The sequence below is a fragment of the Paraburkholderia sp. MM5477-R1 genome (assembly GCF_050436385.1).
GTDB lineage: Bacteria > Pseudomonadota > Gammaproteobacteria > Burkholderiales > Burkholderiaceae > Paraburkholderia > Paraburkholderia tuberum.
In genome coordinates, this window is the sequence record NZ_JBNDMC010000007.1 from 1,796,512 (window position 1) to 1,809,984 (window position 13,473).

A 13,473-nucleotide genomic window follows, 5' to 3' on the forward strand; every position below is an offset into this window, starting at 1 on the left:
ATCAAAACAGATCGAGTTCGCCGGACTCGACGAGATCGTCGACATCCACCGCGTTTTCAGAAAAATCTTCGGGTGACCAGCTCAGGTTGAAAACGAAGCGCTGGTCGATCGACACCGACTGTCCGCTCGCGGTGTCGCTCAATCGATATTGAAACCGCAACTGCGGATTGTCCGAGCCGAACGAGATGTAGCGATGCTTGTGATTGACCAGCAGTGGCACCTGCACCTGCACCTGACTTGCATCGCGAGCGTTCTGCTGATCGAGGAAGCGGTTTTTGAATGCCCCCCAGATCAGATTGGTCAATTCGCCGAGCACGTCGTTCAGATCGCGAAAGCCCGGTTGCCCCGCGCCCATGCCGGGCTCGCGTGCCGCGCGATCGCGATCGATCATGCCGAGCAGCGGCTCCTCTTCGGCCCGCATCAACATATAGCCGCGACACCAGCTGCCTTCGAGCGGAATCAGGCTGAAGACCTCGCCGAAGATGATTCGATCGCGCACGATACTGGGCGTGTCGCGTTGCACCGTGACGCCGTCGAACGACGTGGCGAGCCGCGCTTCAGTGATCTCCGCGATACCGCGCACGAGCGCGTTCGGGAAGTCGAGGCTGAAGATGTATCGATCGACGGCTTCACGCAGCGCCGTCAGATCGGCGGCATCGAAATGCGCGCATGCCGCGTTCGTCAACGGCTTCGGAAGCCGTTCGAGCGGCGCGTGGCCGCTCGAACGCAGGATCACCGGCAGTTCGGGGCGCAAGGCATTGATGCGCGCGGCGCTCGTCGCCGCCTGCTCGACCGATCCGCCGTAGTTATCCGCCAGCAGAACGCCGCCGAGATCGATATTGGTGGCCAGTACCGAGCCGAGGCGGTTGCTGTCGCGCACCTTCAGTGCGATCAGGTTGTGTTCGTCGAAAAAGAGCTTCAGCGCTTGCGCGTGTGCCGGACAGTCGTCGAGCACGAGCACCTTGCTGACGGGCTTGCTGGTATTCATCGTGTTTCAGTCTGCGAATGCAGTGTTGAGGGGCTAGAAAAGTTCGAGCTCGCCTTCGGCCTCGTCGGCCGTGGCGAGTTCAGCCTTGAAATCGAGGGGCGCCTGCGCGCATAGACATAACGTGACACCCAGCCGGGCCGCACCGCCGATCGTCAGCTCGTACGCCCACACGTGATCGGGCCGCAACTCGTCCAGATACTCGACACAGGCGCTGTTCAATTCATACGGCGTCGACATGCCAAGATCGGGGAAATGATCGACCAGTTGCTGGTTCATGTAGCCGCAGCACAGGTTGCCGAGTTCCATCAGCGTTTCCGACAGCGAACGCGTCGTGTCGCCGCTGGCGTAGTAGGCGTGCGTCGCGTCGTCCTTGCCGAAATGCAGCACGAACAGCAGACGAAAGCCGATCGACGAGATCGTCAACGCCATCGCGCAAGGTCCGGCCGGATGATCGCGATCCCACCTCGGAACCGCCGTGATCTCGCACGAATCGCCCGGCGTCGCGGGCAATCTCGCGCGGGCCGCGTGACAGAAGATGTCCGCGATGCTTTGCTTCGCCTGATCGGTAATCACGCCGCGGCCTGCTCGAGCCGGGATTGGAACTGGGTCGCCAGCACTTCGACGCCGCCGAGCGACGCCGTGATCATCTTGCCGCCGGCCTGGATGTCCTGGAACGTCGCCGCCGTCGTCAGGTCGTTGCGATGCAGGCTCTCGCGATAGCTCTTCGACAACTCCTGCGAGCGCGACGCCAGCGAGCGCACTTCGCCCGCGACGATCGAAAAGCCGCGACCCGCGCTGCCGGCGCGCGCCGCTTCGATTGACGCATTCAGCGAAACGATCAGCACGTGCTGCACGATCGCCGACAGCTCCTGGTTCTTCTTGTGCATGTCGCGGTTCTGCGACATCAGCGAAATCATCTGCTCGTGCCAACGCTCGAACGTGATGGTCAGCGTCTTCAGACGGCCCGCCTCGTGCGCGATCCGCGTCGCATGCTGCAGCCATTCGTCGCTTCGCGAACTCGCGGCGTCGAGCGACGTCTGCAACGCTTCGCGATCGTGCGCGCACTGCCCGGCTTGCGCGCGCAGATCGGCGAGCACCGACTCCAGTGCGGCGCGCTCGCTGTTGGCCTGCTCGCCGAGCCGGACCGCCGCGTCGAGTTGCTGCTCGAGGGCCTGCCGCGCGAGCGCGTCGACACGCTGCGCCTGCGCACCCGCGCGAAGCTTGCGACGATAAAAAATTCCCGTCGCGAGTGCGCAGAGAATACCGCCAACGCCTGCCGCCAAAAGATAACTTTCAAGCACAACCTGCTCCCATCGCTTCGATCAATCCATCAGGCCGTCAGCCTGCTACCGCATCCGCGTCACGCTCGCGCGCTGCATCGGCGGACGCGTCGAGACTGTCCACCGCCCAGTCCTCGGGGAACGACACGACGGTCTGAAAGCGGCGATAGTCCGCGCCGCGACGATCGTCGGTGAAACGCAATTCGATGCGGCCATGCTCGCGCCGCACGAAATCGCGCACGGCATCCATGCCGACGCCGCGGCCCGAAATCTCGCTGACGGTCTGCGCGGTCGAGAAGCCGGAACGGAAAATCATCTCGGCAATCGCTTCGTCGCTGAGCGCGGCATCGGCGTCGATCCAGCCGCGTTCGATCGCGGCCCCACGGATTTTCGCGAGCGCGAGACCGCGGCCGTCGTCGCTGATGGTGATCTGCAGCGCGTGATGGTCGACGCCCACTTCCAGTTCGATGACGCCGGCCGGGTCCTTGCCGTTCGCGACACGCTCGGCGGCAGGCTCGATGCCGTGGTCGACCGAGTTGCGCAGCAGGTGCGTGAACACATTGCGCAGCGTATGGCTGACCTCGCTGCGCACGCGGTAGCCGTTGTTGTCGATGCTGACGACCGGCGCCTCCTTGCCGAGTTCGGCCGCCAGAGACGGCAGCGAGTCGAGCACGCCCGCGAGCGCTTCGTAGATCGATTCGGTGCCCAACAGACGCAGTTCGCGCTGCAACGATTCGCGCATCGACACGAGCGCGTCCCGGTCGGCCGGATCGGCGCTTTCGAGCAGATCCAGCTGCTTCTGGATCAACTCGCGATCGACCATCAGGTAGCGATCCACCGCGCCGCTCTGGCCCGGCCCCTTGCGGCCGAGGCTCACTTCGTTGATCGTCGCGTAGGTTTCGAGCGCGGCCTTCACGCGCTGCAGATCCTCGATCAGAAGCTGCTGGTCCCACGCTTCGCTGCTGTCAGCGCGGCGCAATGCGTCGTAGCGCTGTTCGGTTTCGTGGACGATGCCGGTCAGATGCTGAAGGCTGTACGTGCGCGCATTGCCCTTGACGGTGTGCATGTTGCGGAACAGCTCGGCGACGGCTTCGTGACTTGGCTCGTGATGCTGACGGATGATCCGTTCGTTCTCGCTGATGAAGCCCGTCGCGCTTTCGACGAAGTGATGGAACTTCTCCTGACTCACCGCGAGAATCTCGCCGATCATTTCCAGCCGGCGCTTCTGTTCGCCGGCCTCGGCGGCGAGCGCGCGCAGTTCGGTCACGTCGCGCACGCACAGCATCAAACGCAGCACGACGTCGTGTTCGTCGGTGATCGCCGACCAGCTCAGGTCGAGCGTCTTCACGCGGCCATCGGCCATCGGCTTGGCGATCTCGTTGACGAGCAGGTGCTGATTGAACTCGAAGTTCATGCTGTCTTCACCGATGCATGCCTGCAGCGCCGCTTCGATCTGTGAGAGCGCATCGCTGTTGATCTCGGTGCCGCCGAACACCAGATCGAGCAACGGACGGCCCGCAATCTCGCGCGTCTCGAAGATGGCCTCGAGATAGGCGGAGTACTCCGGATGCACGACCACGCCTTCGACCACCGTCAGAATCCCCTGCTGCATGTTTTGCAGCATCGCCTGGATATCGGCGGTCTTCTGCTTCAGTTGCAGCGAGCTTTGCTGGATCTTCTCGATCATGCCGTTGAACGCGACGATCGAATGACCGATCTCGTCCATGCGTCCGACCGGCACGCGGCGCGTGAAGTCCTGGCTCGCCGCGATCTCGCTCATCTCCACCTGCATGCGGCTCAGCGGCCGGGTGATCTGGCGATACAGCAGCGCGCTGATCAGCAACAGCACGACGATGGCCGCGCCGGTCGCGGCGCCGATCGCCGTCGTCGTGGTGGCGAGCGCGCTGTTCAGTTCGTCGATCGCGGCATCTTTCTGGCGGTTCTTTTCGATCCGCAGCGTCTCGACGATGCCTTCGAGTTCATCGCGGTATTGCGCGACGTTCGCGAACAGATAGGCCTGCGCCAGTTCGTTCTTGCCGTCGGCCTTCATCTTCGCGGTGTCGTTGACCGCGTTGAAATAATTCGCGAGGCTGTCGCGCGCCTGGCTCACGAGCCCGGTTTGGGCCTGACCTTGCGCGGCCTTCGCCTGCACGTCGAGCGCCGCCTGCAACGACGCTTCCTTGCTCTTCAGCAGGTCTTGAGCCTGCGAGACCATGTTCGCGTCAGGCGCATAGACGAGCGTCATCATCGCGAGCTGCACGTCCTTGACCTGCGATACGAGGTCTGCCGACGCGAGCGCGCTCGGCACGACGCCCTGGGTGACCTGCCTGACGTTGGCGGCGCTGTTGCGGGTCTGAAGCACGGCGTATCCGCCGATGGCGGATAGCGCGACAAGCATCAGAATGACGAGAAGCGTAATGCGGTGGCGGATGGTCATCTGAAAATCCCCGAGATCTGAAAATACAAGGTCCCCGCTTTCTGGCGGGACGCCCGTGTGTTTTTGTACTTTCGGGCGCGGGGATTATCGTCGCGGATGTGTGACGTAAACGTGACGAAGTCGACGCCGGGCGCCACGTTTCAGGGATTTGAAAAATAAGATCGGAAAATCGCGGCCAAGGGCTGATTCGGGCTCAAGTTCAACAGAAAAGTGCCGTTATTGATGGCCTGTTTTTTTGCCGGTCTTGCGGCGACATGAACGCGAGGCCCGAACGCAGCGATCCGAGCCTCGCCCTTTTTTCATTCGATTGAACCGCGGCCGCTGCGCTTCAATGCAGCACGTTCCCCGCAATCGCTTCGGCATACACCGCCGCGACCCGCTTCGCGATCACCGCGTTATCGAAGCGTTCGCGCGCATAGCGGCGACATGCATCCGCATCGGGCAACTTCAGCGTACCGTTCAGCGCGCCGGCGAGACCCGCGGCGATCGCAGCTGCGCCGGTCTCCGGCAACACCAGATCGGGCGACAATCCCGCCACCGCCTCGGGCAATCCGCCGACCGGCGTCACCAGCACCGGCGTGCCCGACGCAAGCGATTCGACCGTGATGAGGCCGAAGCCTTCCAGCGCGACGGTCGGCACGACGCTGATGTTGGCCGCGCGATACAGCGCCGCCAGATGCTGATCGGGCACGAAGCCGAGCAGCTTCACGTTGTGTTCGAGCCCCGCGTCGGCGATGCGCGCCTCTAGCTCACCTTCGAGCCGACCCTTGCCCGCGATCAGCAGCAGCACGTCGGGCGCGCTGCGTTTGAGCAGCTTCACCGCATCGATCAGATCTTCGAGACCCATGCGCCGCACCAGCCGTCGCACCGCCAGCACGATCGGTCGGTCCTGCGGCAATTGCAGACGCAGACGCGCCTCGGCCTGCGTGATCGGCAGATTGAACTGCTCGACATCGACGCAGCCCGGCACCACGCGCACGCGCTCCGGCGAGATGCCGTAGCGCGTCGTGAGAATCTTGCCGAACGCGTCGGACAGGACGATCAACCGCGACGAACGCGCGTATACCGACTGCTCCAGATAACGCTTCGCGCGCTGGCCGAACGAATCGGCGCCTTCGACGTGGCTCTCGTCGGCCCACGGTCCCTGAAAATGCGACACCTGCGGAATGCCGCGCGTCACGTCGAGCCCCGGAAACGTATAGAGCGCGAAGTGCGACGAAATCACATCGGGCCGCGACGTGCGGATTTCGTGGCGTAGCGCGCGGCGTGCCGCCATTAGCCGCAGCGGCAGCGATTGCGCGGCGGGGCCGAAGCCGTTGATCGCGCCACCGGTATCGGCCGCGACTTTCGGCGAGCCGGCGACGACGCCGCGCACCGCGACGCCCGCGCCCGGCAGCGCGCCGACCAGCGAGTAGTACATGCGGTCGAGGCCGCCCGCGCGTTCGGGAAACCAGTGCATCCCGATCTGCAGTGATTTGATTGAGCCAGTCGTCATGATGGTGTGCCCCTGTGTGTTGCTTGCGGTGAGTTGCTATGTGTAGACGTGGATGGCCCGCTTCGCGCGGTCATTCCACGCTCTTCTGTCCGGCGAGATGGTTCAGCGTCAGCGCATCGTTCTGCGCGACGACCGTCGCTTCCGTCTGGCTGCGCCGGCGGTTTTCCTGCTGCCCGGCCAGCTGCCGGTACAGCGCGATGTATTGCGCGGCCATGCGCGCCCAGCCGAAGCCGGTCGCGAGTTCGCTCGCGGCTTTGCCCATCGCGTGGCGCGCGCCGTCGTCGCCGGCGAGTTGCGCGACCGCGCGAGCGAGCGCTTGCGGGTCGTCGGGATCGTCCAGCACGATGCCGCACTCGGGCGTGATGATCTCGGCGCCGCCGGCCGTGCGCGCGGTCACGACGGGCAGCCCCGCCGCCATCGCTTCGAGCAGCGACAGACTCATCGCTTCGTAGCGCGACGGGAACACGAACGCGTCGACCGAATGCATCAGCACCGGCATCTCCTTCACGAGCCCGAGAAAATGCACGCGATGCGCGATGCCGAGCGCCTTCGCCTCGTCCGGATACGGGCTGCCCGGCAGAAAGCCGGCCACCGCGATCTGCACATGCTCGGGCAGATGCTTCAACGCGGCGAGCACGGTGCCGAGATTCTTGCGCGGCGTGCGCAGGTCGCCGACGAACAGCAGCAGGAACACATCGTCTGGTAGCCGGAACTTTGCGCGATCGCCGCTCGCCGCCGCGAAGCCCTGCGTGTCGACGCCGTTGTAGATGACGTCCACGCGGTTGCGCGGCGTGAGACCGATCGCGCGGATTTCGTCGGCGACCTTCTGCGACACCGCGGTGATCACCTTCGAGCGCCGGTACGCCCAGCGCTCGAGCAACGCGTTGCAGCGCGTATAGACCGACTGGTACGCGGACCACACGCCCTTCGTGAGACCGAACGGGTAGTACTTGCTCGCGAACCAGCCGCTATGCACGAAATGCGAGGTATTGACGTCGGCGCGCATCCAGGTGATGAAGCCGTTCACGTGCAGCACGTCGTAGTCGCGGCGATGCGCGCGCAGCCACAGTGCGCTCTTCGCCGCGAACACCTGCTGGCGCAGCAGATTGGTGGGCCACCAGCGGCCGATCTTCACCGGCGCCCAGCGCACGTTAGGATGCGCGAGCAGCTCGGGCGCCACGTGCGACGCGACCAGCGTCACGCGGATGTTCTCGTCGAGCGCCGCGCGCGCGATCTCGTGGTTGACGCGCCCCTGGCCGTCGTTATGGCGCACTACGTGCGTGACAATGGCGACTCTCAATCCGTGCCTCCGTGGAGAAATAGCGTGCGTGCGCGGTTCATTTTTTCGTGGTGAACCGCGGAAAGAATCGAAAAAGCGCCCATGAAAAGCAGCAGGCCGCCGGTGCCGACCAGCGAGTTCGTGAACACGAGCATCGCGAAGGTCGCAAGACACAGGCTCAGGCACGCGGAGACGAACTTGTCGTCGCGCAGCCTGAACGAGCCGAGCACCGCGCGCGTCAGCAGCCACACGATGCCGGACATGTACAGCAAGGTGCCGGGCCAGCCGAGCACGAACGGAATGTTCATCACGCCGCTGTCGAAGTTGCCGTACTGGCCGAGCTGGCCGCCGTCGTTGGACAGTTTCGTCGAGGTGCCGGTCGCGCCCATGCCCTCGCCCGAGACGTCGGTAAACGCGGTCTTCGCGAAGGTCGCGTAGAACTCGTTACGCGCCGCGTAGCTCTGGTCGTCGTGCAGATTGACGATCGTGTTTAGCCGCGCCTGCATCCGCTCGGCCACCGGGCCGACCGCGAGCAGCGGCACGCACAAGCCGGCGAGCAGTACCGCGCTCGCGACGATGCGCACGCGCACCTTGTTGTTCGACTTCACGAGCTGGATCAAGAGCGCGATGACCCAGCCTCCCCACGTCGAGCGCACGAGGCTCAGCGCGAACGAGAAGAAGCCGAGCGCGGCGGCGATCCAGCGCACGCGATGCTGCGCGGCCATCACGAACACCATCGCGCCCATCATCGCGAACGCGAACGGGCCCGACGAGTTCATCGTGCTGAACACGCGTACGCCCATCGGCACCGGGTCGCCCTGCGAGTTCATCTGCGAGCCGAGCATCCACAGCGCGTCCCACGGCGGCATGATGAAAAACTGGATCAGGCCGTAGCCGCCCATCACCAGCATCCCCCAGATGAACGTGTTGATGATCGTGTCGCGATACTGCGGATACTGGCGCGTGTGCGCCATGATGTGAAAGCCGATCAGGATCGGGTAGAGCCAGTTCGCGAGGTCGTAGGTGGCCGCGAGCGGGCCGCTCGACATCACGCCGATCAGGAACGCGTAGATCAGGCCGAGCAGGATCAGCAGCACCGGCAAACCGCGGCGCTGCGCGAGCAGCCGGTAGTAGCGCAGCAGCGACAGCCCGCTGATCATCGTGACGGCGAGCGGCGCGACCTGGATCAGGCTCGTCGGCGTGAACGCGCCCTTCGACCAGTCGGCGAGACGCCGCACTTCGGGGCTCAGGAACCACAGCCACCACATGAAGCCGATGTAGCGCGCCGGGCTCTTGAAGTAGAGCCACAGACCCGTGAGGATCGCCAGCACCGGGAACGCCAGCGTGAGCACCGTGCCCTGATGCGCGACGATCAGCACCGCGGCGATCAGCCACAGCAGGAGCGGCGGCAGCCATTCTCGCGGGCCGCCTGACAGCAGCCCGCTCGCGGCGTCTTTTGCAGGGCCGGCGTTGGCCGCGTCTGGCGGCGGCAACGGGTTCGCGCGCGGAATCGTCGACATCGCTTATAGGCCTCCGCGCGATTCGCGCCCGGGTGCGGCGGGCTGCGCGTGCGTGGCCGCGCCGGCATGCGCGCTCGCCTGCCCGCGCGCGCTCAGCATCTCGCGCGTGATCCGCACGTGCTGCATCGCGTAGTGCTGGGTGGTCAGATCGCGCGCGAGCAGACCGGCCGCGGCTGCCTGTGCCTGGCGCAGCGCCTCGTCAGGCTCGGCGGCGAGCCGGTCGAGCGCATCGCGCAGTGCCTGCGGATTGAACGGCGGCACGTAGGCGGCTTCGTCGGCGGGAAAATAATCGCGCAGCGCGCCGACGTCGGTCGCGACCATCGGCTTGCCGAGCGCCGCCGCTTCGAGCATCACCGTGATACCCGACGCGTGCGAGTTCGGCCGCAGCGGCACGACGATCACGTCGGCCCAGTCGTACAGCTCGTGCTGCTTTTTGATGCCGGAAAACAGCGCGATCTCGACATTCGACGCGCGCAGCGACGCGGGAATGCGCCGCCGCGTCGCGAGCTTCACCGTGTAGCGCGGATCGTTGCCGACCGCCTTGATCAGCGTCTCCCAGTCGCGGTCGCGATCGTTGCCGATCGCCGCGATGCGCAGCGGCGTGCGCGGCGTCCACTGCGTCGGCGCGGTGACCGGGAAGTCGCGCGTGTTCAGGCCGTACAGCAGCGGCGTCGCGTCGCGATGGAAATAGCGTTGGCACAACCCGGCGTTTTCGCTAGCGAGTGTGGTCAAGCGATCCGCCCGCGTCAACAGCTTGCGATACAACCAGCTGCGCACGATGCCGTACGACGGCCACTTGTCGAGCAGCCACACGCTTTGCGCGAGCAGCAACGGCGACGCACCCGGCCCCGCCTTGCGCCCGCACAGCAGCAGCATCAGCGCGGCGGACAGCCATTCCTGCTCGGTATGCGTCCAGATCACGTCCGAGCGCAGCATCTGCGCGCGATTGCGCCACGTATGGATGAAATCGAAGCCGAGCGCGGCCTTCAGCGCGCGCCGTACGAGCCGCACGGGCCGGCTTTCGCGCGCGTCTTCCGAATAAGTCAGCGCGAATGCTTCGGACTGCGCATGGTGATAACCGTACAGGCAGCCGATATCGTCGCCCTTGCGATAAAAACGCGGATCGGCGCCGTAAAAGAGATGAACGTGAACCTTCGTACTCATGCGGACACTCCGCTCTTCGACAGCGCGCGCCGCGCCTCATGGGCGCCTGCGCGAACCTCGCGCCAGCGCGACAGCTTCAACTGCGCCTGCTTCGACAGCAGCGCGAGCGCCGCATGCGTGAGGCCCGGATAAAGCCGTGTGCCGACCAGCGTCCACCACCACCACGCGGCTTCGCGGCGCAGCGGCGGCAACTGGTCGCGCAGGATCAGATGGAAGTTGAACGCGGCGTTGCGCAGCGCGGCCATCGTCTGCGCGTCGCGTTTGTCGTCGTCGAAACGCTCGGCCGGGAAATGATCGACCGCGATCTGCGGGTCGTACACGAGCTTCCAGCCCACGTTTTTCACCGCGAGGCTGAACGCCATGTCGTTATGCACCTGCGCGCCCGCGCCGCGCAGACGCGCGTCGAAGCGGATCGTGCGCACCGCTTCGCGCCGGTAGCTCATGTTGGCGCCCTTCAGGATGTCGACCTCGCGCGCCGCACCGACACCCAGATGATGATTGCCGATGATCTTGCCGTGCGCGGTCACCTTGCCGACCAGCGGCCGCTCGCCGTCGAGCACGCGGCCTTTCTCGTGCACCCAGTCGCGCCCGCCCAGCGCGCCGAGGCGCGCATCGGCTTCGAACGCGGCCGCGATGCGCTCGACCCAGTCGCGGCGCGGCGCGGCGTCGTCGTCGGTGATCGCGATCACGTCGCCGCTCGCGGCGTCGAGCCCGCGATTCAGGGCCGCGACCTGGCCGGGTATGTCCACCGGCGCGATCACGAGCGGCAGGCGGCCGCCCGTGGACGGATCGCGCAGGCACGCATGGGTCGCGTCGTCGTCGACGCGCGCGACCACGATCACTTCGTCGGGCGCGCGCGATTGCCGCTCGAGCGCCGCGAGGCAGCGCGCCAGATCGGCCGGGCGGCGATAAGTCGGTACCAGTACCGTCAGTTTCATCGTGATGTCCTCTGTTCCTGTCGTGCAGAAGTCGGTGCTCGAGTGCGGAGTCCGCGTCACGTGCTCAGGTATGCCTGAGTCGCCGCGTAGCCGCGGTCGTAGCCGACCCGCGAGCGCGCCGGCATGCCGTTGAAGATGCCGCCCTGCACGTGGACGCCCGCCGAGCGCAGGCGTTTCAGCGCATCGGCCAGCTCGAGCTCGCTGTGCATGCCCGAGCGCATCACGAAGAACGTCGAGCCCGCATACGCGCCGATGATCGACGCATCGGTCACCGCGAGCACCGGCGGCGTGTCGATCAGGATCACGTCGTAGCGCTTCGCGAGGCCGTCGAGATACTGCGGCAGACGCGGCGACATCAGCAGCTCGGACGGATTCGGCGGACGGCGGCCGCACGAGATGAAGCTCAGGCCTTCGATGCTCGAACCGCGAATCGCCTCCTCCAGCGAGATCTGGCCGCTCAGCAGCTCGGACAGGCCGTTTTCCTGCAAGCCGCCCACGTAACGTTCGAGCGTGCCGCGCCGCATGTCGCCGTCGATCAGCAACACGCGCTTGCCCGAATGGGCGAGCAGCATCGCCAGGTTCACGCTGAGGAAGCTCTTGCCGACGCCGGCCATCGGCCCCGTCAGCATCACGATGCGGTTGCGCGCGTCCATCAGCGTGAACTGCATCGCGGTGCGCAGGCTGCGCAGACTTTCGATCGTCACGTCCTTCGGCCGCGCGTTCGCAAGCACCGGACGCAGCCGTTCGCCGCCCCGCGCATAGCTGTTTTCGAGCTGCACCTGCTCGGCGCTTTGCGGCACGAGCCCGAACACCGGCAGATGGAACGCGCGCTCGACGTGATCGGGGTCGTCGATGCCCTTGAACAGATTGCGGCGCAGGAACACGAAACCGGTGCCCGCGATCAGCCCGAGAATCACGGCCGCCGAGATGATCAGCATCTTCTTCGGCTTGACCGGCGCGCCGGGGCGCAGCGCGGCGTCGACGATATGGACGTTGCCGCCGGTGCCCGCCTTCTGCACCGACAGCTCCTGCACACGATTGAGCAGCAGCACGTAAATGTCTTCGGCGACCTTCGCGTCGCGCTGCAACTGCACGGCCTTCACTTCGGTGGCCGGCAGATTGCGGAAGCGGTCCGCGTATTTGGTGCGCTGCGCCTGCAATTCGGCCATCTGCTGACGCGCGGCGACGAGCGTCGGATGGTCGTCGCCGTAGCGCTCGGCGAGCTGCGTCATCTGCAGACGCAACGCGGCGATCTGCTGCTCGTATTGCACGCTGCCTTCGAGGTAGACCTTCGCCTCGTCGCTCGCGTTGATCGAGCCGGACTGACGTTGATAAGCGGTCAGCGCGGCCTCCGCGCGTTCGAGATCGGCCTTCAGGCGCGGCTCCTCGCTCTTCAGGAAGTCGAGCATCCTGCTCGCGTCGGCCTGCTTGTTCGACACGTGCTCGCGCAGATACGACTGCGCGAGCGCATTGGCGACGAGCGCCGCATGCTCGGGACTCTTGTCCTCCAGCGAGATCTGGATCACGCCGGTCTGCTTGCCCTGCTCCTGCACCGTGATCGCCGACTGGAACGCGGTGATCGCATCGAGATCGTTCGAGCGCACGACGGTGAACTCCTGCCCGGGGCGCGCGATCAGCGTGTTGACGACCATCGTCACGCCCCCGCCCTGTGCCTGCTGCCCGACCTGGCCGCGCAGCAGCAGCGAGCCGTTCGGCGCGAACAGTTCATAGTGCTGCGCGTCGATCACGCGCAGCAGCAGCTTCTCGCCTTCGAGCGACGGCGTCACGTCGATCGAATCGACGTCGACTTTTTCTCCGCCCCATGCGTAGGACGTGAGCCCCAGCCACGCGCGCGCGGGCTGGCCCGGCGTGGCGAGGCGCGCGGCGATGCTGCCGAGCAGCGGGATCGTCTTCGGCGTAACGCTGAAGTTCAGCTTGAGCTGCTGCACGACCGGCGCGACCACGCCACGACTCTTGATGATTTCGATCTCGGCGTCGGTCGGCAGCGACGTCGAGCCGCTGGTGATCGCGGCGCCGGTCTGCGTTTGCGTGAGCGCCTGCGACATGCTGTCGGACTGCTCGACGCGCACGTGCGCATCGGCCGAATAAGTCGGCCTGGCGAGGTAGCAGTACGCGACCGCCATCGCGACGATGATCGCGGTGATCGCGAGCAGCCACCAGATGTCGTCGAGGATCACCTGCACCAGTTGTCCGAGGACGACGTCTTCTTCTTCGGTCTTGATCGGACCAGCCATGTGTGGAGAGAGTTGATTGCTCACTGTTCCATCCCGTGTCGTTGGCTTCGGCTTTCGCGTCAGCGGTACTTCTGCTTTCGTTGCACGTCCCGCACCGCCCGGACAACAGCGGCGCGG

The 13,473-nt window shown here is 65.6% G+C and carries 10 protein-coding genes; all 10 read right to left on the minus strand.

The window, feature by feature from the left end:
• Position 1: 1 nt before the first annotated feature.
• Positions 2-988: a chemotaxis protein CheX gene (locus OKW35_RS37100; RefSeq protein ID WP_429554666.1), complete on the minus strand. Its 987-nt coding sequence runs from the start codon at positions 986-988 to the stop codon at positions 2-4.
• A gap of 33 nt (positions 989-1,021) precedes the next feature.
• A complete protein-coding gene (locus OKW35_RS37105) occupies positions 1,022-1,561 on the minus strand; it encodes a hypothetical protein (protein ID WP_184043715.1) in 540 nt (179 codons plus the stop codon).
• On the minus strand, positions 1,558-2,289 hold the full coding sequence (locus OKW35_RS37110) for a methyl-accepting chemotaxis protein (RefSeq protein ID WP_429554667.1): 732 nt from the start codon (positions 2,287-2,289) through the stop codon (positions 1,558-1,560). Before OKW35_RS37110 ends, OKW35_RS37105 begins: the two co-directional genes overlap by 4 nt.
• A 37-nt stretch (positions 2,290-2,326) precedes the next feature.
• A complete protein-coding gene (locus OKW35_RS37115; protein WP_429554668.1) occupies positions 2,327-4,705 on the minus strand; it encodes an ATP-binding protein in 2,379 nt (792 codons plus the stop codon).
• A gap of 328 nt (positions 4,706-5,033) precedes the next feature.
• Entirely contained in the window at positions 5,034-6,200 is a 1,167-nt protein-coding gene (locus OKW35_RS37120) for a glycosyltransferase family 4 protein (protein WP_429405965.1), read from the minus strand.
• A gap of 70 nt (positions 6,201-6,270) precedes the next feature.
• Entirely contained in the window at positions 6,271-7,500 is a 1,230-nt protein-coding gene (locus OKW35_RS37125) for a glycosyltransferase family 4 protein (protein ID WP_429554669.1), read from the minus strand.
• Positions 7,497-8,999, minus strand: a complete 1,503-nt coding sequence (locus tag OKW35_RS37130; RefSeq protein WP_429554670.1) for a glucose-6-phosphate isomerase — start codon at positions 8,997-8,999, stop codon at positions 7,497-7,499. Before OKW35_RS37130 ends, OKW35_RS37125 begins: the two co-directional genes overlap by 4 nt.
• A gap of 3 nt (positions 9,000-9,002) precedes the next feature.
• On the minus strand, positions 9,003-10,163 hold the full coding sequence (locus OKW35_RS37135; RefSeq protein WP_429554671.1) for a glycosyltransferase family 4 protein: 1,161 nt from the start codon (positions 10,161-10,163) through the stop codon (positions 9,003-9,005).
• The gene (locus OKW35_RS37140; RefSeq protein ID WP_429554672.1) at positions 10,160-11,101 is read right to left on the minus strand and encodes a glycosyltransferase family 2 protein; all 942 of its coding nucleotides are present in this window, start codon (positions 11,099-11,101) and stop codon (positions 10,160-10,162) included. The genes OKW35_RS37135 and OKW35_RS37140 overlap by 4 nt, the downstream gene beginning before the upstream one ends.
• Positions 11,102-11,157: 56 nt before the next feature.
• A complete protein-coding gene (locus tag OKW35_RS37145; protein WP_429555125.1) occupies positions 11,158-13,356 on the minus strand; it encodes a polysaccharide biosynthesis tyrosine autokinase in 2,199 nt (732 codons plus the stop codon).
• Between the last annotated feature and the right edge of the window lie 117 nt (positions 13,357-13,473).